19 protein-coding genes are annotated in these 21,239 nt (G+C 38.3%); 16 read left to right on the top strand and 3 right to left on the bottom strand.

Annotation, left to right across the window (positions count from 1 at the left end; genetic code table 11):
* The first annotated feature begins 320 nt into the window (after nucleotides 1-320).
* From xerC to ED2_RS10285, 5 genes are all read left to right on the top strand, one after another.
* Nucleotides 321-1,220, top strand: a complete 900-nt coding sequence (gene xerC / locus ED2_RS10305) for a tyrosine recombinase XerC (protein WP_005878155.1) — start codon at nucleotides 321-323, stop codon at nucleotides 1,218-1,220.
* Between the two features lie 38 nt (nucleotides 1,221-1,258).
* A complete protein-coding gene (hslV, locus tag ED2_RS10300; protein ID WP_005878157.1) occupies nucleotides 1,259-1,807 on the top strand; it encodes an HslVU peptidase proteolytic subunit in 549 nt (182 codons plus the stop codon).
* Between the two features lie 13 nt (nucleotides 1,808-1,820).
* Nucleotides 1,821-3,221, top strand: coding sequence for an ATP-dependent protease ATPase subunit HslU (gene hslU / locus ED2_RS10295; protein WP_016176813.1), 1,401 nt, complete (start codon nucleotides 1,821-1,823; stop codon nucleotides 3,219-3,221).
* A gap of 15 nt (nucleotides 3,222-3,236) precedes the next feature.
* Nucleotides 3,237-4,028, top strand: coding sequence for a GTP-sensing pleiotropic transcriptional regulator CodY (gene codY / locus ED2_RS10290; RefSeq protein ID WP_005878161.1), 792 nt, complete (start codon nucleotides 3,237-3,239; stop codon nucleotides 4,026-4,028).
* A 112-nt stretch (nucleotides 4,029-4,140) separates the two neighbouring features.
* Nucleotides 4,141-5,016 carry an aldose 1-epimerase family protein gene (locus tag ED2_RS10285; protein ID WP_005878163.1) on the top strand — a complete coding sequence of 292 codons (876 nt, stop codon included), beginning with the start codon at nucleotides 4,141-4,143 and terminating at the stop codon, nucleotides 5,014-5,016.
* Between the two features lie 234 nt (nucleotides 5,017-5,250).
* Here ED2_RS10285 and plsY read toward each other — a convergent pair whose 3' ends face one another.
* Nucleotides 5,251-5,889 (bottom strand): glycerol-3-phosphate 1-O-acyltransferase PlsY, encoded by a 639-nt coding sequence (gene plsY, locus ED2_RS10280; RefSeq protein ID WP_005878164.1) that lies wholly within the window; start codon nucleotides 5,887-5,889, stop codon nucleotides 5,251-5,253.
* A gap of 106 nt (nucleotides 5,890-5,995) precedes the next feature.
* On the opposite strand from plsY, the gene ED2_RS10275 reads away from it, so the two are divergent.
* The 7 genes from ED2_RS10275 (at nucleotide 5,996) to ED2_RS10245 (ending at nucleotide 16,462) form a co-directional block, all read left to right on the top strand.
* On the top strand, nucleotides 5,996-6,433 hold the full coding sequence (locus ED2_RS10275) for a CoA-binding protein (RefSeq protein ID WP_016176811.1): 438 nt from the start codon (nucleotides 5,996-5,998) through the stop codon (nucleotides 6,431-6,433).
* A gap of 182 nt (nucleotides 6,434-6,615) precedes the next feature.
* Nucleotides 6,616-8,646 carry a DNA topoisomerase IV subunit B gene (parE, locus tag ED2_RS10270; RefSeq protein ID WP_025479917.1) on the top strand — a complete coding sequence of 677 codons (2,031 nt, stop codon included), beginning with the start codon at nucleotides 6,616-6,618 and terminating at the stop codon, nucleotides 8,644-8,646.
* Nucleotides 8,647-8,657: 11 nt separating this feature from the next.
* Nucleotides 8,658-11,108 carry a DNA topoisomerase IV subunit A gene (gene parC / locus ED2_RS10265; protein ID WP_005878170.1) on the top strand — a complete coding sequence of 817 codons (2,451 nt, stop codon included), beginning with the start codon at nucleotides 8,658-8,660 and terminating at the stop codon, nucleotides 11,106-11,108.
* 277 nt (nucleotides 11,109-11,385) lie between these two features.
* Nucleotides 11,386-13,617, top strand: a complete 2,232-nt coding sequence (pflB, locus tag ED2_RS10260) for a formate C-acetyltransferase (protein ID WP_060789786.1) — start codon at nucleotides 11,386-11,388, stop codon at nucleotides 13,615-13,617.
* 102 nt (nucleotides 13,618-13,719) lie between these two features.
* Complete coding sequence (pflA, locus tag ED2_RS10255; RefSeq protein WP_016176809.1) at nucleotides 13,720-14,481, top strand: pyruvate formate-lyase-activating protein; 762 nt, start codon at nucleotides 13,720-13,722, stop codon at nucleotides 14,479-14,481.
* A gap of 85 nt (nucleotides 14,482-14,566) precedes the next feature.
* The gene (locus ED2_RS10250; RefSeq protein ID WP_005878176.1) at nucleotides 14,567-15,493 is read left to right on the top strand and encodes a manganese-dependent inorganic pyrophosphatase; all 927 of its coding nucleotides are present in this window, start codon (nucleotides 14,567-14,569) and stop codon (nucleotides 15,491-15,493) included.
* A 102-nt stretch (nucleotides 15,494-15,595) separates the two neighbouring features.
* A complete protein-coding gene (locus tag ED2_RS10245; protein WP_005878177.1) occupies nucleotides 15,596-16,462 on the top strand; it encodes a DUF1803 domain-containing protein in 867 nt (288 codons plus the stop codon).
* Between the two features lie 153 nt (nucleotides 16,463-16,615).
* On the opposite strand, the gene ED2_RS10240 is transcribed toward ED2_RS10245, so the two are convergent.
* Nucleotides 16,616-17,269, bottom strand: coding sequence for a hypothetical protein (locus ED2_RS10240; protein WP_034865184.1), 654 nt, complete (start codon nucleotides 17,267-17,269; stop codon nucleotides 16,616-16,618).
* Between the two features lie 125 nt (nucleotides 17,270-17,394).
* Nucleotides 17,395-17,937, bottom strand: coding sequence for a DUF2179 domain-containing protein (locus ED2_RS10235; protein ID WP_016176807.1), 543 nt, complete (start codon nucleotides 17,935-17,937; stop codon nucleotides 17,395-17,397).
* A gap of 154 nt (nucleotides 17,938-18,091) precedes the next feature.
* Between ED2_RS10235 and ED2_RS16085 the strand changes: the two genes are divergently transcribed.
* From ED2_RS16085 to ED2_RS10215, 4 genes are all read left to right on the top strand, one after another.
* The gene (locus ED2_RS16085) at nucleotides 18,092-18,481 is read left to right on the top strand and encodes a hypothetical protein (RefSeq protein ID WP_060789785.1); all 390 of its coding nucleotides are present in this window, start codon (nucleotides 18,092-18,094) and stop codon (nucleotides 18,479-18,481) included.
* A 4-nt stretch (nucleotides 18,482-18,485) separates the two neighbouring features.
* On the top strand, nucleotides 18,486-19,247 hold the full coding sequence (locus ED2_RS10225) for an alpha/beta fold hydrolase (protein WP_005878187.1): 762 nt from the start codon (nucleotides 18,486-18,488) through the stop codon (nucleotides 19,245-19,247).
* 192 nt (nucleotides 19,248-19,439) lie between these two features.
* On the top strand, nucleotides 19,440-20,387 hold the full coding sequence (locus ED2_RS10220) for a LacI family DNA-binding transcriptional regulator (protein ID WP_005878189.1): 948 nt from the start codon (nucleotides 19,440-19,442) through the stop codon (nucleotides 20,385-20,387).
* A 96-nt stretch (nucleotides 20,388-20,483) separates the two neighbouring features.
* A complete protein-coding gene (locus ED2_RS10215; protein WP_005878191.1) occupies nucleotides 20,484-21,197 on the top strand; it encodes a hypothetical protein in 714 nt (237 codons plus the stop codon).
* Nucleotides 21,198-21,239 lie beyond the last annotated feature (42 nt).

Genomic DNA, 21,239 nt, shown 5'->3' with positions numbered 1-21,239 from the left:
AAATAAGAAAAATTTCATGGGGATTTCTTTTCAAATTTTTGTGGATTTTGATTTATTTTCGAGGGAGCTTCTTCTTCTACCCTCTACTCGTGTTGAGAGTGTGAGACAAAAGTGTTCCTTACTTTTGTCCACGCTCTTCTTTTGGTGGGGAACTTTTCTTTTCAATGGTCGATAAATAAAAGAAGACGCCTTCTTTTTGTCAAGATAATTGTTTTAATTGTGAATAAACTTAGAAATATTGGTTAAATTCTGACAATTTATTTGTCTTTTTATTTTTGCTATGCTAAATTTATCTCTGGGATCAAAAGGAAGGTGATGAAATGACAGAACAACCATGGAAAGAAAAATTTTTACGTTATTTAATCGTTGAACGAGGGTATTCCGAAAAAACAAGGGAAGCGTATGAAGAAGATATCAACAACTTCCATCAATTTTTGGCTGACTCTGGTGATGACGATTTGTTAAAAGTAAAACATATGGATGTACGCGTGTATTTGAGTTACTTGACTGATGAGATGTACAGCAGAAATTCGATTAGTCGAAAGATCGCCAGTCTACGTTCATTTTATCAGTACCTTTTAAAAGAAGAGCTGATCATTGAGAACCCTTTTTCCTATGTGCACCTCAAAAAGAAAAATTTAAAATTACCTCGCTTTTTTTATGAAGATGAAATGCAGGCACTATTCGATAGTGTAACGGGAGAAAAACCGTTGGAACTGAGAAATCGAGCATTATTAGAGATTCTCTATGGTTCGGGTATCCGTTTAAGTGAATGCAGCAATCTGAAAATGTCGGATATCGATCTTGATTCGGAAGTCATGCTGGTCCATGGGAAAGGAAACAAAGAACGATATGCGCCGATTGGATCATTTGCACATGATGCTTTAATGGATTATGTTGAAAATGGCCGTCGAGTCCTGATGACGAAGTATCAGAAAGAGCATGATATCGTTTTTGTCAATCATCATGGAGAACCAATCACACCAACAGGCATTGAATATGTTCTAAACCAAATAATAAAAAAAAGCAGCTTAGATAGTTCGATTCATCCCCATATGCTTAGACATACATTTGCAACCCATCTATTGAATAATGGTGCAGACCTGCGTACGGTGCAAGAATTGCTTGGTCACGCGAACCTCTCAACGACCCAAATCTATGCGCATGTAACCAAAGAAAGCTTACAAAAAAATTACCGTTCTTTTCACCCAAGAGCGTGAGATAAAAGAGAAAGTTAACTATTTAGGAGGAAATAACTATGGTAGAATCACAATTCCATTCAACGACAATCTGTGCTGTTGAAAAAAACGGCAAGTTCGCAATGGCGGGCGATGGTCAAGTAACGATGGGAGAATCTGTTGTTATGAAAGGCACTGCCAGAAAAGTACGCCGCATCTACAATGACGAAGTGGTTGTCGGTTTTGCTGGAAGCGTGGCAGATGCTTTTACTTTAGAAGAAAAGTTTGAAGGAAAGCTAAATGAATATAACGGCAACTTGCAAAGAGCAGCAGTAGAATTGGCGCAAGAATGGCGCACACAACAATCGATGCAAAAATTAGAAGCAATGCTGATCGTTATGAATGATAAAGAGATGCTTCTAGTATCAGGGACTGGTGAAGTGATCACGCCTGATGATGGTATTTTGGCCATCGGTTCAGGAGGTAACTTCGCATTAGCTGCCGCCCGTGCAATGAAAAACTATGCTCAAAATGATATGAGTGCAAAAGAAATCGCAGAAAATGCATTGAATATCGCAGCAGATATTTGTATTTTTACAAATCATAATATCATCGTGGAAGAAATATAGAGGTGAACAAACTATGAATGAATTAAAACAAACACCAAGACAAATCGTCAGCGAATTGGATCAATACATCGTTGGTCAACATGATGCTAAAAAATCAGTTGCTGTAGCATTACGTAACCGCTACCGCCGTCTACAACTAGATGAAAAAATGCAACAAGATATCACACCTAAAAACATGTTGATGATCGGACCGACTGGGGTAGGTAAAACAGAAATTGCCCGACGTTTAGCGAAAATCGTCAATGCACCTTTTGTCAAAGTCGAAGCAACTAAATTTACTGAAGTGGGTTATGTAGGGCGCGATGTCGAATCAATGGTGCGTGACCTAGTTGAAAATGCGATCCAAATCGTAGAAAAAGAACAATATAGCCGTGTATATATGGATGCGAAAAAGAATGCTGAAAAACGCTTAGTAAAAGTGTTGGTCCCTGGTATCAAAAAAGAACAAAAACAATCTGGCAATCAATTTGAACAGATGATGAATATGTTCAATATGGCGCAGCAAAATAATGCAGAACCTCAAGAAGATGTCACTGAAGACATCCGAGTGAATCGCAAAACGGTATTGGAACAGCTACAAAAAGGTCTTTTGGATAATCGCGAAGTAACGATTGAAGTGGAAGATCAAAAGAAACCAGCACCAATGATGAACAACGGATTAGAGCAAATGGGTATCGACTTGAATGAAACACTAGGAGCTTTGACACCTAAGAAAAAGGTCGAACGCACAGTGACAGTCAAAGAAGCCTTAGAATTATTGACAAAAGAAGAATCTGCTAAACTTGTCAAAGATGCGGATATCCATAGTGAAGCAATCAAATTAGCGGAATCAAGCGGGATCATTTTTATTGATGAAATCGATAAGATCACGTCAAAATCACAGCAATCCGGTGAAGTATCAAGAGAAGGGGTCCAACGTGACATTTTACCAATCGTTGAAGGCTCACAAGTAAATACGAAATATGGTACGATCCAGACTGATCATGTCTTGTTCATTGCTTCAGGGGCGTTCCATCTGTCAAAACCTAGCGACTTGATCCCTGAACTACAAGGACGTTTCCCAATCCGTGTTGAATTGGATGATCTGACGGCAGAAGACTTCATCAAGATCCTGACTGAACCAAACAATGCGTTGATCAAGCAATACGTGGCTTTAATCGGTACAGAAAATGTCTCAGTAACGTTCACAAAAGAAGCGATTGAGAAAATTGCACAAATCGCTTATGACGTGAACCGCGACACAGATAACATCGGTGCTCGTCGCTTGCACACGATTCTTGAAAAACTATTGGAAGATCTACTATTTGAAGCACCTGATATGCAGATGGGGGAAATAACCATCACAGAAGCATATGTGGATGAAAAGTTGGGTTCAATCGCGGCAAACGAAGACTTAAGCCGCTATATTTTATAAAATCGGAGGAAGAAAATGACGGATTTATTGACAAAGACCCGCAAGATAAATAAACTCTTGCAACAAAAAAATACTTTTGATATGCAAGCAGATTTACCTTACGATAAGATGGCTGTTACTCTAGGTGCTATTTTAGATAGTAATGTATATATCATCGGTAGTGATGGTGTACTTTTAGGTTATAATGAACGTCACGATGTAAACAACGATCGTGTAAAAAGCATGTTTGTTGAAAAGCAATTTCCCGATTCTTATACAGACACTGTTGGTCAACTAAATAAAACAGAAGCGAATATTCCTATCACCAGTGAAATCACTGCTTTTCCTTTTGAAACCAGAGAAAAGTATCCCTTTGGTTTAACCACTGTTGTACCGATCTTTGGTGCAGGGGAACGTTTAGGAACGATCATTCTTGCGAAAATGGAACAAGCTTTCAATGATGATGATCTAGTATTGGCTGAATACGGCGCAACAGTAGTTGGGATGCAGATCTTGTATCAAAAATCTCGAAGTATCGAAGCCGACGTTCGCAGTGCGACTGCGGTCCAGATGGCGATCAATACGTTATCATACAGTGAGTTAAAAGCGGTGCAGGCGATTTTTGATGCATTAGAGGGAGATGAAGGCCGTTTGACGGCTTCAAATATTGCTGACAAGATTGGCATCACTCGTTCAGTGATCGTGAATGCATTACGCAAATTAGAGTCAGCCGGTATCATTGAATCTCGTTCTCTGGGGATGAAGGGCACGTATCTAAAAGTTTTGAATTCTCGCTTTAAAGAAGAATTGACTAAGCACAGCTATTAACTGATTCAATCTAAAAAAGCAGTTCAACATTTATTCAAATAGAGGAAAAACTAATAGACCTGAGACACAGCTATCGTCTCAGGTTTTAGGATTTAATGATGGAGGAATTACTATGACTGTTATCATTCAAAATGATCAATTGATTGCTGAAATCGCTGAACATGGCGCAGAATTGATTAGTTTAAAATCAAAAGAATCAAATTTGGAATACATTTGGCAAGGTGATCCTGAATACTGGGGACGCCATGCGCCAGTATTATTTCCATTTGTCGGTCGCCTTAAAGATGACCAATATACTTATCAAGGGAAGACTTATTCGATGGGGCAACATGGCTTTGCTAGAGATATGGATTTTGAGGTCATTGAGCAAGGCGAGGAATTAGCTAGTTTTATGCTAAAAAGTACTCCTGAAACAAAGAAAAATTATCCATTTGATTTTGAACTCGTCATTTCTTATGAACTAGGTGGGGATGGGATCACTGTTCATTACCAAGTAGCGAATGTTGGAGAAGAAGAAATGTTCTTTTCGATTGGCGGGCATCCTGCCTTTAACGTTCCACTTGAAGAAGGATTGACTTTTGAAGATTTTTATCTTGCATTCTCACCAAGAAAATCTAGATTGCGTTTACCTCTAAATGGTCCGTATATCGATATGGATCAAAAAACATTGGGCCAGACAAATACGAATCTTGCATTGATGCGTGAATTATTCGATCAGGATGCGTTGGTCTTTGAGACAAAAGGGTTGAATGCTTATGCTATCAGAAGCGAAAAATCGAGTCATAGTGTGACTTTGAGCTACAAAGATATGCCTTACGTGGGTATTTGGTCTCCTTATCCCAAAGAAGCTCCGTTCGTATGTATCGAACCTTGGTGTGGGATCGCGGATACAGTGGACAGCACAGGTAAGCTAATGGAAAAAGCTGGAATCAATCAATTAGGGGCCCATGAAATCTTTAAAACAAAATATTCGATTACAGTAAAATAGAACAGAATTTCAAGAAATATGTTAAAAAACAATAAAAAAAAGCGTGGGACAAAAGTAAGAAACACTTTTGTCTCATTCTTTATAAAGAATAAACGGTGGGAACAGAAGCAACTCCTTCTTAAATAAGCCGAAATTCACAAAAATTTGAAAAGCAATTTTCGTGAATTTCTTCTTATTTCTCGGAGTTAAACACTTTTGTCCCAACTTCTTTTTGTCTCACTTGCTCTCTGCTTTTCAATTATTCTTTTTGCTGCTGTTCAAGCCAAAAGGGACTCTACTTTCAGTTTTATCTTTAATACGTTTGATATTGTCTTTGTGACGATAAAAAATAAAAGATGACACTAAGAAGGCAATGATCGTAAGCAACCAGTTAGGCTCAGGTAAAATGCTAGGGGCAATATAAGGCAAGAAGATCGTGGATAATGTGATCAACACTGCACTGATCATACTGCTCAAACTAACCATGCTTGTACAAAAAAGACTAACGATGAAAATAATACACGAATAAACGAAAAAGAGCGGATTGAATCCCAAAAGCATGCCGGCACTTGTAGCTACAGCTTTTCCGCCCTTGAATCCTGCAAATATCGGGAATGTGTGCCCTAAAATCGCACAAACACCAAACCAAAGCGGATTAATGCTCGTAACGTGGAAAATAAACGGCAGACAAGTTGCCAATGTTCCTTTCAGGATATCCATGAACAAAACAATGGTTCCTGCGGTTTTGCCTAGTACTCTGAATGTATTCGTCGTGCCAGTATTGCCGCTGCCGTGTTGACGAATATCTTTTTTAAAAAACAATTTGCCTACCCAAACGCCCGAAGGAATCGAACCTAAAAGGTATGCTACAATAAATAATAAGATCAATTTCATTTTTAACCCTCTTTCAAGTTGAAAACTAAGGTTTATTTTAGCATGAATAGTAAGCAGGAACAATCGGAAAAACTTGAAAGATCAGACGAAAGGAAGCGTAAAATAGATGGCATTTGAAAATCCAACGCAAGAAAGAATCTTTGATTATTTAAAAGAAGCGAAAACGATCGCGGTCATAGGCTTAAGTAATAAGAAAGAGCGTACAAGCTATAAAATTGCTCAGTTGCTCCAAGACAAGGGATATCGAATTTTACCAGTCAATCCTGTTTTAGCAGGACAGGAAGTCTTAGGAGAAAAAGTATTTGCACGTCTTTCAGATATAGATGAACCTATCGATATTGTCGATATTTTTCGTAGCAGTGAATTTTTACCAGAAATCGCCGAAGAGTTTTTACAGACGAATGCAAAAGTTTTTTGGGCGCAGTTAGGGATCCAAAATGAAGAAGCAGCGAACATACTCCAAAAAGCAAGTCATGAAGATGTCGTGATGGACCGTTGTATCAAGATCGAGTGGAACAAAATGCAAGAACAGAACAATGGTTAGAAAAACTCAAAAGACAGAGAAATGCCAAAAGAGAAATGGCTCAAAAAGAGCATATGTGGGTAGGAAACGAGGTATTAAATAGTTTTTAATTCGCTTCTACCCTCTTTTTTTTCAGGAGCTTTTCTAGTATGATTATCGTGGTGCGGTTTTTACCGCAAAGTATTATTGAAGGAGCGTTTGCCTTGGCAAAAAAAGTAAAGAACGAATATAATGATGCGTCAATCCAGGTTCTTGAAGGATTAGAGGCAGTCAGAAAAAGACCAGGGATGTATATTGGGTCGACTGACAGCCGAGGCTTACATCATTTAGTCTATGAAATCGTCGATAATGCTGTAGATGAAGCATTATCAGGATATGGAAATGAAATTGGCGTAACGATACATGAAGACAATAGTATCACCGTCGTAGATAGCGGACGTGGAATGCCAGTAGGGATGCATGCGTCAGGTATCCCAACAGTCGAAGTGATTTTTACGGTATTGCATGCCGGCGGGAAGTTCGGCCAAGGAGGATATAAAACCTCTGGGGGACTCCATGGTGTAGGTGCCAGCGTTGTAAACGCATTGTCAAAATGGCTGGTTGTCACGATCGTACGTGATGGCATTGAATATCAACAAAAATTCAGTAATGGCGGAAAACCAAACGGCACACTGAAAAAAATCGGCAAAACTAAAAAAGCAAATGGCACGACCGTCCATTTCTTGCCAGATGATTCGATTTTTTCTACCACAAAATTTTCTTATGAAATATTATCAGAACGCTTGAGAGAATCAGCTTTCCTATTACGCGGCGTACGGATCACTCTCTCCGATTTACGTGGAGAAGAGCCAGTTAATGAAGTCTTTCATTATGAAGAAGGAATCAAAGAATTTGTCGATTATTTGAATGAAGAAAAAGATACATTGACACCAGTTGTTTATTTCTCTGGTGAAAAAGACGGAATCGAAGTGGAAGTAGCTTATCAATATAATGATGGCTATTCTGAAAATGTCTTGTCTTTCGTTAATAATGTTCGAACAAAAGATGGTGGTACCCATGAAGCAGGAATGAAAACTGCTATGACAAAAGCATACAATGAATATGCTAGAAAAGTGGGCTTGCTGAAGGAGAGAGACAAGAACCTTGAAGGTAGTGATTTTAGAGAAGGTCTCGCCGCTGTCCTTTCAATTCGCGTGCCAGAAAATCTGCTTCAATTCGAAGGACAAACAAAAGAAAAACTAGGGACACCAGTAGCACGGACCGTCGTAGATAACGTCATTGGTGAACAAATGGGCTTTTATTTACAAGAAAATAGTGAAATGAGTCAAATGCTTGTTCGAAAGGCTGTAAAAGCCAGAGAAGCGCGAGAAGCAGCACGAAAAGCGCGAGAAGAAAGCCGCAACGGCAAGAAGCGTAAAAAAGGGGAATCTCTCTTATCAGGGAAATTGACGCCTGCGCAATCACGTAATCCCAAAAAGAATGAATTGTATTTAGTCGAAGGGGATTCAGCCGGTGGGTCAGCGAAACAAGGACGAGATCGCAAGTTCCAAGCTATTTTGCCACTTCGAGGAAAAGTTATCAATACCGAAAAAGCGAAGATGCAAGATATTTTAAAAAATGAAGAAATCAATACCATGATCTATACGATCGGTGCGGGTGTTGGTCCAGAATTTTCGATTGAAGATTGCAATTATGACAAGATCATCATCATGACCGATGCAGATACGGATGGTGCACATATCCAAGTATTGTTGTTAACTTTCTTCTATCGCTACATGAAACCTTTGATCGAAGCTGGGAAAGTCTACATTGCTCTACCGCCATTATACAAAGTATCTAAGGGACAAGGGAAAAAACAAGTAATCGAATATGCTTGGACGGATGATGAGCTTGCAGCAACGATCAAGAAGATCGGTAAAGGCTATATGCTTCAACGTTACAAAGGGCTTGGAGAAATGAATGCGGAACAATTATGGGAAACGACGATGGACCCAACATCACGTACGTTGATCCGCGTTCGGATCGATGATGCAGCCCAAGCAGAGCGTCGTGTCACCACGTTGATGGGAGATAAAGTCGAGCCACGTCGTAAATGGATCGAAACCCATGTCCAGTTTACTTTGGAAGAAGATGGAAGTATCCTTGATAAAAAAGAAGAAGTTGAGATCACACCATCTGTTTCAAACGAATTACTGGATGAAGAGAAACAAACAGATCAAATTGTTGTAGAATAGGAGGTCACCTGATGGAAAATCGTCAAGAAGTACAAGAGCTAACGCTAGAAGAAGTAATGGGTGACCGCTTTGGACGTTACTCAAAATATATTATCCAAGAAAGAGCGTTGCCTGATATTCGTGATGGCTTGAAACCCGTTCAAAGACGGATTTTATTTGCCATGAATAAAGATGGGAATACTTTTGATAAAGGCTTTAGAAAATCTGCTAAATCTGTTGGGAACATCATGGGGAACTATCACCCTCATGGAGATAGCAGTATCTATGAAGCAATGGTTCGTATGAGTCAAGACTGGAAACTAAGAGAAGTCTTGATCGAGATGCACGGAAACAATGGGAGTATGGATGGAGATCCACCAGCTGCCATGCGTTATACAGAAGCCCGATTATCACAGTTGAGTGGTGAAATGTTGGCAGACATCGAAAAAAACACAGTGGATCTTGTCTGGAACTTTGATGATACAGAAAAAGAACCCACTGTTTTACCAGCCAGATACCCTAATCTTCTGGTCAATGGATCGACAGGAATTTCAGCAGGGTATGCAACAGAGATCCCCACACATAACTTAGCGGAAGTGATCGATGGAACGATCTACATGATCGACCATCCAAAAGCCAGTTTAGACAAGTTGATGGAATTTATCCCAGGACCAGATTTCCCAACTGGCGGAATCTTACAAGGGAAAGATGAAATCAAAAAAGCCTACGAAACTGGACGGGGCAAGGTCATACTTCGTTCAAAGACAAAAATCGAGGCCATCAAAGGGAACAAACAACAAATCGTGATCTCTGAGATCCCATATGAAGTAAATAAAGCAACGCTTGTCAAGAAAATGGATGAGATCCGTTTGAATAAAAAAATCGATGGAATCGCTGAGGTACGAGATGAAAGTGACCGAACAGGGTTGCAAATCGTCGTGGAACTAAAAAAAGATGCAAATGCACCTGGAATCTTAAATTATTTATTCAAAAATACAGAACTGCAAATCAACTACAATTTCAATATGGTCGCTATCGATCATATGACACCTCATCAAGTCGGCTTGGAAGATATCTTGAGTAGTTATATCGACCATCGAAAACAGGTGATCACAAAGCGTAGTCAATTTGATTTGGAAAAGGCGCAAAAACGTCAGCACATCGTTGAAGGATTGATGAAAGCTTTATCGATCCTTGATGAAGTGATTGCGACGATCCGTGAAAGTAAAGATAAAAAAGATGCAAAGAAAAATTTAGTGGACGTTTTCCAATTTACTGAGGAACAGGCAGAAGCAATCGTGACACTGCAATTGTATCGTTTAACGAATACAGATATCACGGAGTTACGTGCAGAGTCAGAAAGCCTGATTGCTCAAATCACTGAATTGAATAAGATCTTGTCTGATGACAAAGAATTATTCTCTGTGATGAAAAAAGAACTTCGCGAAGTCAAGAAAAAGTACGCGAATGCTCGTATGACGAAGATCGAAGATGAAATCGAAGAAATCAAAATCGATACCAAAGTATTGGTGGCACAAGAAGATGTTATTGTCAGTGTGACCAGAGAAGGCTACGTGAAACGAACTAGTCTGCGTTCATATAGCGCCTCTAAACCTGAAGAAATCGGGATGAGAGAGGGCGATTACTTGCTATATTCCGGAGAACTGAATACATTGGATCATCTTCTCCTAGTCACGAACAAAGCTAACGTCATTTATCGTCCGGTCCATGAGTTACCTGATTTGAAGTGGAAGGATGCGGGGGAACATATCTCGCAAACGATTTTAAATCTTTCTGTAGATGAATCGATTTTGGCAGTCTTTCCTTACAAAAAAATCGATCCGGAGAAAACATTTGTGTTCATCAGTAAACAAGGATGGATCAAACAAACGAGAATGACAGAATTCGAACCATGGCGCACGTATAAGAGCCGTCCGCTTAGCGGGATGAAGCTGAAGAGTGAAGACGATGAATTAGTCGCTGTTTACCTTGAAGACGGTCAGACAGGCTTAGATGTCTTTTTAGTCACACATCAGGGCATGGGACTACGGTATCCGCTCCAAGAAGTGCCAGTAGTTGGAACAAAAGCAGCTGGTGTCAAATCGATCAACCTCAAAGAAGAAGACATTGTGGTCAATGGACTCTTAGTGATTGCTGAAGGAGATACACCGATCGTGATCGTTACTCAGCGTGGAGCCGTAAAACGAATGTTAGCACAAGAAATCAGTCAGACTTCACGTGCCAAACGTGGGGTAACAGTCTTGCGTGAATTAAAGAAAAATCCGCATCGTATCATTTACATGTCGGAAGGCAAATCGAAAGAGATGACAGTGATCAACCAAAAAGGGCAAGAGCTAGTCATCGATCCAACGGACTATCCGATTGGTGATAGAACATCCAATGGTTCCTTTGCAATGGATGAAAAAAGCGGTGGTGAAGTCATCAAAGTAATTGATTCACCAGAGATTTCGATTGACGAGTAAACTGTTATGGTATTTTTTGATAAGAGGGTTATCTGTACTAATACAGATAACCCTCTTATTTCACGTTTGTTAATAAAATATTAATAGATATTGTTCAAAAATATGAAAGTGTTCACAATGGCTAAACACTGGTAAATCAACGTTGGTTCAATGTCTATACTAAAAAGCTTTTATTTTGTTAAATAAAAAACAAGAAAACCCTTGCAAAGGTCTGCTTCTGTGTTATACTAATCACGTAAAAACTGTTACATTAAACAGAAAATAGGAGGTCCATACAATGGAGCAATGGAATGGATTTAAAGGAACGAAATGGAAAGAAGGCGTGGATACACGCGATTTTATTCAAAATAACTACACGGAATACCGTGGGGATGACAGCTTCTTAGAAAAACCAACAGAAGCAACAGAAAAATTATGGGCAGAACTACAAAAATTAAATGATATCCAATTCGAACGTAATGGTGTTTACGATATGGATACAGAAATCGTATCAACGATCACTTCACATGACGCTGGCTACTTGGATAAAGACTTAGAAAAAGTTGTTGGTTTACAAACTGACAAACCATTGAAACAAGCATTCATGCCTTTTGGTGGAATCAACATGACAAACAATGCACTAAAAAGTAATGGCTATACACCAAATGATGAATTGACACATATCTTTACTGATTGGAGAAAAACACATAACCAAGGTGTTTTCGATGCATACACTGCTGAAATGCGTGCTGCACGTAAAAACAAGATCATCACTGGTTTACCAGATGCTTACGGCCGCGGACGTATCATTGGTGACTACCGTCGTATCGCTTTATATGGAATCGACTATTTGATGGAACAAAAGAAAAAAGATCATGATATGACTGGTTACCATACAATGAGTGAAGACGTGATCCGTCTTCGTGAAGAAATCACAGAACAATATCGTGCATTAGCTCAAATGAAAGAAATGGCTGCTAAATATGGCTATGATATTTCGAAACCAGCAGCAAATGCAAAAGAAGCTGTACAATGGTTGTACTTTGGTTATCTAGCTGCAATCAAATCACAAAATGGTGCTGCGATGTCTATCGGTCGTGTTTCTGCTTTCTTAGATATCTACATCCAACGTGACTTAGACAACGGTGTGATCACTGAACAAGAAGCACAAGAATTGATCGATCATTTAGTGATGAAACTTCGTATGGTAAAATTTGCTCGTACGCCAGAATATAACCAATTATTCTCAGGTTTCCCAATCTGGGCAACACTTTCCATTGCAGGTATGGGCTTAGATGGCCGTTCATTAGTAACGAAGAATGACTTCCGCCTATTGCACACATTGACAAACATGGGACCTTCTCCAGAACCAAACTTAACTGTTTTGTATTCAGAACATCTTCCAGAAGGATTTAGAACTTATGCAAGCAAGATCGCTATCGAAAGTTCTTCGATCCAATTTGAAAATGATAATCTATTACGTGAACAATGGGGTTCAGATGACTGCGCAATTGCATGTTGTGTATCTGCAACAGTTGTCGGTAAAGACATGCAGTTCTTCGGTGCCCGTGCAAACTTAGCGAAAGCTTTATTATATGCTATCAATGGTGGTGTAGATGAAGTCACAGGCGCACAAGTTGGACCAGAATATCGTCCGATTTCTTCTGAAACATTAGACTTTGAAGAAGTAAAACATAACTTCATGAATGTGATGGATTGGTTGGCTGAATTATATGTCAATACATTGAACATCATCCACTACATGCATGATAAATATTCTTATGAAGCAGCACAACTTGCATTGATGGATTCAGAATTGAAACGTACGTTTGCAACAGGTATCGCTGGTATCTCACATGCTGCTGACAGCTTGGCTGCAATCAAATATGCAAAAGTAAAACCAATCCGTAATGAAAAAGGAATCGCTGTAGACTTTGAAGTAGAAGGCGACTTCCCTAAATATGGTAATGACGATGATAATGCAGATAAATTAGCAGAATTGATCTTAGAATACTTCATGACACAGATCAAACGTCATAAAACTTACCGCAACTCTACACCAACAACATCATTGTTAACTATTACTTCAAATGTAGTGTACGGTAAAAATACAGGGAATACTCCGGATGGTCGTGAAGCTGGAAAACCTCTTGCACCAGGAGCAAACCCAAGTTATAATGCAGAACAAAATGGATTATTAGCAAGCTTGAACTCAACAGCTAAAATCAATTATGCATATGCACGTGATGGTATCTCAAATACACAAACGATCAACCCAACTGGACTTGGTAAAGATGAAGATACAAGAATCGGTAATCTACGTAATGTATTAGATGGTTACTTCTCTAAAGGAGCTTACCATTTGAACGTGAATGTATTCAGTAATGATCTATTGCGCGATGCGATGGAAAATCCAATGAAATACCCTAACTTAACAATTCGTGTATCTGGCTATGCTGTTAAGTTCCGTGATTTGACAAGAGAACAACAACTAGACGTCTTGATGAGAACATCACACGACAGAATGTAATCAACTTGAGGGCAGGACGACTCATTGTCCTTGCCCTCATCTTTTAGCTTTGCTCAGAAGAATATTTTTATAAAATGAAATCAAAGAAAAGAAGTGATCCCTATGGTAGAAAAAACAATTGGCTATGTCCATTCGATTGAAACGTTTGGTTCAGTAGATGGCCCTGGAGTTAGATTTGTCGTTTTTATGCAAGGCTGTCGCATGCGCTGCGAGTTTTGCCACAATCCTGATACGTGGAATATCGGCGGAGGAAAAGAATATACGGCAGATGAGATTTTAGATCAAGCTGAACGTTATCGTTCTTATTGGGGCTCAGAGGGCGGTATCACCGTTAGTGGAGGAGAGCCGTTGTTACAGATCGATTTCTTGATCGAACTATTTCAAAAAGCAAAAAAACGCGGCATACACACCACACTAGATACATGTGGTAAACCTTTTACACGTGATGAACCTTTCTTTTCTCGTTTCCAAGAGTTGATGAAATATACTGATTTATTACTGTTTGATATCAAACATATCGATAATGAAGAACACAAAAAATTAACGCATTGGGGCAATGAAAATATTCTGGACATGGCTCAATATCTCTCTGAAATCCGCAAATCAGTCTGGATCAGACACGTGTTGGTCCCAGAGCGAAGCGACTATGATGAATATTTGATCCGCTTAGATGCATTTATCAAAACATTGACGAATGTAGCAAAAGTAGAGATCCTTCCTTATCACACGATGGGAAAATATAAATGGGAAACACTTGGCTTGAAATATCCTTTAGAAGGTATCGAACCACCAACAAAAGAGCGTGTTGAAAATGCCAAGCGCTTGCTTCATACCGAAGAATACAAAGGATATCTTACAAAATAGCGAGGGACGGAAAAGAAGATAAGTATTGCTTCTTTTCCGTTTTTTGCTATTATTAAATAGGAGAAATCACAAAGGAGCGAAAAAAATGTCAAAAATTTTAGTTTTTGGACACCAAAATCCGGATACAGATGCAATTGGAGCAGCGATTGCTTTCTCACATTTGCAAAATCAATTAGGTAAGGACACTGAAGCTGTGGCTTTAGGAGAACCTAGTGAAGAAACACAATATGCATTAGACTATTTCAAACTTGCTGCCCCTCGTGTCGTAGCTTCTGCGAAAGACGAAGCTGCACAAGTGATGCTTGTCGATCATAACGAATTCCAACAAAGTATTTCTGATATTGCCGATGTTGAGATCTTGTCAGTTGTCGATCATCATCGTATCGCTAATTTTGAAACAGCAAACCCACTTTACTATCGTGCAGAACCAGTCGGATGTACAAGTACGATCGTATTGAAGATGTACAAAGAAAATCAAGTGGCTATTCCGAAAGAGATCGCTGGGATCATGTTGTCTGCAATCATTTCAGATACACTGTTGTTCAAATCACCAACTTGCACACCAGAAGATGTAGCAGCAGCGAAAGAACTTGCTGAATTAGCCGAAGTTGAGTTAGAAGCTTATGGATTAGATATGCTAAAAGCTGGTACGAACTTAAGCGATAAAACAGCAGCAGTCCTTCTAGACTTAGATGCAAAAAGCTTCCCAATGGGTGAAGCAAATGTTCGGATCGCTCAAATCAATACCGTTGACCTAAACGAAGTCATGGATCGCCAAGCAGAGCTTGAACAAGCGATGGCTGAAGAGATGACTAAGAATGGATATGATTTGTTTGTACTAGTTGTTACAAATATTTTAGATAGCGATTCTGAATTATTGGTAGCAGGAAATGCAATCGATAAAGTCGAAGAAGCTTTCCAAACAAAATTAACAAATAATCGGGCACTATTGAAAGGCGTTGTTTCTCGTAAGAAACAAGTTGTCCCTCAATTGACAGCGGCATTTAACTAAAAAATGATCAAATAGTGGCCAGTGAAAAGGTGGGATGAAAGTCAACGCGACGATTCTCCCGCCTTTTTTATTCAATGAGAAAACAACGAAGAAGGGGACTAAATGAACTATTTCTATTCAAATAGCAAGAAAAAAAAACTAGGAAAAATAATCGAGCAACCTATTTTTTCAGAATTTGTGGCATATATGTATGAAAATCAACAGCACGAAATTATTTTAAGAGAACTAAAAACAAAATTTCCTCAGAAAAAATTCGAACATTTTTTAGATCAATTGATCGAAGAAAAATTGGTGCTCCGTGAAAATAGACGATACATGTTGAATTTTCCGATCTTCAACAATGAAAAAGACCTTACTGAAAGTCAAAACATCACAAATGAACTCCTGCCACAACTGCGGGAATTATCACAAGAAGAACAGCAATTAGCTATGGGGCAAGAGGTTTGGCGTTATTGTTTTGAAGGTGAAGAAGATTATTTTTATGGAACAACTGCGGATATTCTTCTTGTCAACAAAGTAAGTGCTGGAAATGAAGAGTATCAGTTTATTTCAGTGAACCATGAGAAGGAACTACCAGTCACCTTGGCAAATTATTTCTACATTCAGAAAGAACAACTACCAATGCCAAAGAATTTTACGGACTTAGCACATACCATCGGTGATGTAAACGAATCCTATTTCTTCGACCAGATCGAGGTCATCTTAGAACGTATCCAAAAACAAAAATACAAAAAACGGCGACCAAGCATCTTTTTTGATGCACTTGTTTTATCGGCTACTATAGAAACGAATGAAATCGAAGAAATACGATTACCAATCTTTCATCCAAGTGAAGAAAAAATCGTTTTCCCTGTTTTGGACACCAAGATCGTTCCAGCAGAACGGGCATATATAAAAAGAAAAGTATATGAATCTTTGATTGCAAAATTATCTTTGACTGACTACTCTTATATTTTAGAAAAACGATAAAAGAGGTCGAGACAAAAGTCGTTTAGGTTTGAGAAACTTCCGAAAAAACTGACTTTTGGACGCCGTTTATTCGAGAGTCTGTAGCAAAACTAATTTTTAGATTTGTTCCAGACTCTCTAAATAAAAAGAGGTGGAAACAGAAGCAACTCCTTCTTATTTCTCGGAGTTGATGACTTCTGTTTCCGCCTCTTTTTTCACTTTCCACATCATCCACCCAAGACTCAACATGAATAACAAATCTAAAAAGTTGCCGGTGATTTGAATATTTTCTGGGTCAAAGGTTGGTGCTAACGCTAAAATAAAGAAAGAAAACATGCTATAACCAAAACAAAAAAGTGGGATGAACTGGATATAACGCGGTAACTTTAACTTTTTAAAAACCAATGAGAAAATAAAATAGGTGAAAATAGATAAGATGACGACTAATCCATTGATTATAAAAAAGAATAATGAGGACTGATCAAACGAATAAAAGAAAACACTGATCAAAGAAAGAACTTTCAATGCAGTGAAAACTCCGGCAGCCTCATTCATCGTCCCTGGCAATTGGTAAAATACATAAGCTTGAAAGTAAACAGAAAACAAAAAACCGCACAGCGATGAAAGAATCAATAGATAAGGGAATTCTTCTATCTGAGTAAGCTCAGAGTGGTCCGATAATAACCAACCAAACGCATTGCAGGGAGTGCTAGACGTCTTCAAACAAGCGTAGCTTAAAAATAGGATAGTAGTTAATAAAACAAAAGTAGAGCCTATCAGTAAAAATCTGGTGGTTCTTTTTTTATATTCATAAGTTCTCCTGAAAATAGATTGATATGAATATAATAACAAAATGATGAGTATATGTCGATGGGTTTTAATCAAAATGAAAAGAAACGATTAATAGGAACAGACTAATTTCATTTTATTTCTTTTATCGTTGAAAGAAACGCTCAATGTGATTGACGTTTACGTACTTTTTTCGTCCAGAATCCACCAGAAATGTATTTTGGTTCATAAGAGATGATAAATGCTCGTGCTTCGATTTCTTTTATCAAATGATAAAGTTCTCTTTCATTTTTTCTAGGAGAAAGAATTTCTAATACAACAAGTTCTCCTTCAAGACCCATAGCGGAACTTTGAGTAACACCATACCCGTGTTGTCGCAAGATGAGCGGCAGATGTTGTTCTACTGTACTGCTAGTTGGTAAGATCGTAGTGACCATGATATAACCTAGTGCTAACTTGTCTTCGATCAAGATGCCAACGCTGATCCCAACAGCATAGCCTAGGGCATAGACAAATAGATTCAAAGGATTGTCTAGACGGTCTAACACAAGAGATAACCCGAGAATATAAATCGTGATCTCGACCATGCTGACTAATGGGGCAATCAGACGGTACCCCTTCATTGTTAACATAAAGCGTAGCGTATTAAGTGTGATATAAGCAAAATTAATAAAAAAAATCATCAGTAACATACGTGTATCGACCATAATAATCTCCCTTCAGTTCGTTCTAAAGTCCATATTATCCTAAAAATTATAAAAAAAATTAAAAAATGAGTTTTAAAATGCGCAAAAAATGATAAAATGATTATAATAGAATTATAGAAAAATATAATACAGGTACAGGAAGATGGTGATAGAAATGAAAACAATCAATCGAATAATCAATATAACTCATATAGCTAGTATTGTCGCTTGTGTATATCTCGGTGTATATTCCATACAACAACCGATCGAAACAAACGATCTACTATTCCAAATATCGTTGACTGATGGATTGATTTTAAGCATTTTTTTGTTTGCAACCATATTTATCGGAAATATTTTCGGAAGTATTGCAAGTTTCTTGAATTTCTCGATTTATCCTCTTCTTTCTTTAGGATTAGGTGTGACAGGAATTTGTGCACTTCTTTTATTTTCTAAATCTTTTAATTTATTTTTAATTTTATTTGGTATAATCAGTTTATTCCAAATTGTAGTTAGTATCTGGCTATTATTTCGGTATGTGACACTTATGAAGATAGGGGAGTAATCACTTGAGTCCACTCATATTGAAACGAACAGTAAAAAATATTCCACTTCTAGAGGTCGTATTGGAAGAGTTAAGAGATGAAAAGATTCCGATAGTCATCTATTATCATGGTTGGCAAACCAGTAAAGAACTTGTACTGACACAAGGAAGAAAATTTGCCAAGAAGGGCATTCGTGTTTTATTACCGGATGCGATGAACCACGGTGAACGAAAACAGCCAGTGTCTTCTGTCCCATCCTATACTTTTTGGAGTAGTATTTATGGGAATTTATTCGAATTTAGTACATTGATCGAACATTTGGATAAAAGAGGAGTACTCCACGAAAAGGTAGCTGTAGGTGGTGTATCGATGGGTGGGATGACCACTTGTGCCTTGTTGACTCGACATCCACGTTTAGTTGGCGGTATCTGTTTGATGGGGTCACCAGCACCGATTCAATATGGAAAAGAAATCCAAAAAAGAGCAAATGAATACCATTATAAATTGCCCACAGATTACTTTGATTTGATTTCTTGGGTCGAAAAATACGACCTGTCCTTACATCCAGAAAAATTAGCTGGACGCCCATTGTATTTTTGGCATGGTGAAAAAGATGAAAAGATCCCATTTGCCCATACGAAAGAATTCGTTGATGAAAATCGAGATACAGCTTTTGGTGAGAAAATCGTTTTTCGTTCTTCTATAACCGAACGACATATGGTGAAGGTACCTTTGATGGAAGAAGCTGCTGATTTTTTAGCTAAGATGATGGATAAAATAGAATGAGGATGCAACAGTTTTATCTATAAAAGAATAGCACAAATAAATCGAAATGCCATTTCTTGGTCTAGATATGGATTTCGGTTTATTTGTTTGATCTAAGTTGCTGTATTTTTGATTTTTTGCATAATTACGGGTGGAAATTTGCTATACTATTCTTAATGAATAAAACGTTTTTACCATGGAGAGGAGTTTTTTATGCCGACTTTAGCCGATGTTGCCAAAAAGGCCAATGTTTCCAAAATGACTGTTTCCAGAGTGATCAATCATCCTGAACAAGTAACAGACGAACTGAAAGAGTTGGTTTTTTCTGCAATGGCAGAACTAGATTATCGCCCGAATATAGCTGCTAAAGCACTTGTTTCAAATCGTTCCCAAATAATCAAATTATTCATCTTGGAAGAGATCGATACCACCGAACCTTACTATATGAATTTGCTGATGGGAATCGCAAAATGTATCGGAAAAGCCCATTACTCTTTACAATTAGTGACAAACGATGCCTTCGATGTGGGTTCCTGTGACGGCTATATCATTACTGGTGTTAGAGAGAAAGATTTTGATTGGATCGATCGTTTGGAAAAGCCTGTGGTATTGTTTGGCGAAAATCGTTTTGGGTACGACTATGTAGATAGTGACAACCATTATGGAACGGCAAAAGCTACACAATATGCGTTAGATAACGGTTATCAGACGATCGTTTATATTGGTATCGATGAAGATGAGCCTTTTGAGTTATCTAGAGAGAAGGGCTATCTTTCCATAATGAAGGATCAAGATCTTCCATCTAAGATTTTACGGTTTCCGAATCATTCAACGATGGCTGAAAATTATTTGACAGAAAATTGGCAGGATTTTCAAGAAAAAACTTGTTTCATCTGTAGTTCAGATCGATTAGCCCTAGGTATCGTCAGAGGGATCACCAAAGAAAAAGGGCGAATACCAGATGATTTCGGCGTGATTGGCTTTGATGGCGTATTTCTTGATCAAATCAGTTCACCAAAATTGACTACAGTGAAGCAAGATATTGTTCGAATGGGAGAAGTATGTGGTGAAATGCTGTTGAAAAAAATTGCTGAAAAAGGTGAGAGCCAAGGATATCGTCGCTTTTTCCCTGAGTTGATATTAAGAGAAACCACTCGCTGAATGAGAAAGTAGTGGATTTTAGACGAGGTTACTATTGAAAACAACAAATTTATGCTATTATTTAGAAAAGCTCCATTGATGAGAAGGATGGTTTAAATGAAAGAAATTAGACGAAAGCATTTTCGTTTTCCCGCCTACGATGATGTAACAGGTGTAAAGCTACCGAAAAAAGAAAAACGTGTCTTGTTTGATGGACATGATGAGTTATTGACAGAAATAACAAAGCAACCAATGTTTGAACCAATGCAAGAATTCCATTTTGCAGAGGATAGTGAAAAAGAACAACGCAAACGCCGCAAAGTAGGTCATTCCAAGAAAACAACTGTCGTCAAAGAAGATTTGGAAAAATACAAAGAACATCTGCCTGATTACACAGGACACAAAGAAGTGGGAAAAACGTTACCGAAGACCCAAAACCGGTCATTTTCAACGACTAGATCTTCGAATGAAGGACGTACGCAAAGGACAACGGAGACGCATAGAACGAGAAGAGAACGTTCTTATTTTGTGCCAAAATATGTGCCAGCGTCGATTATTTCCGAACCGAAAGAGCAGACGATTCCGGATAGCGAATTGATCCAATCAATGAAAAAAACGGAAGATTCTTATTTATTATTTGATAATGAACAAGTACCTTATCAAGAAAAAAAAGTAGATGAACCTTCTGTCAAACCTTTCCATAAGGCAGAAAAGAGCACGCCAGAACAAAGTAAAAAAGAGCGTAGCCACGGTATTTTGGAACGATCTTTACAAGGATTGATCGAAGACCAAGGGAATTCGTTAGGTGAAAACAGTTATTTCAAAAAATAAAAGAGGCCGAGACAAAAGTCGTTTAGGTTTGAGAAATTGAGG

The organism is Enterococcus durans NBRC 100479 = LMG 10746, from assembly GCF_001544215.1.
GTDB lineage: Bacteria > Bacillota > Bacilli > Lactobacillales > Enterococcaceae > Enterococcus_B > Enterococcus_B durans.
The sequence above is the reverse complement of the archived record's forward strand: the minus strand, read 5'-3'. Positions and strand labels throughout refer to the sequence as shown.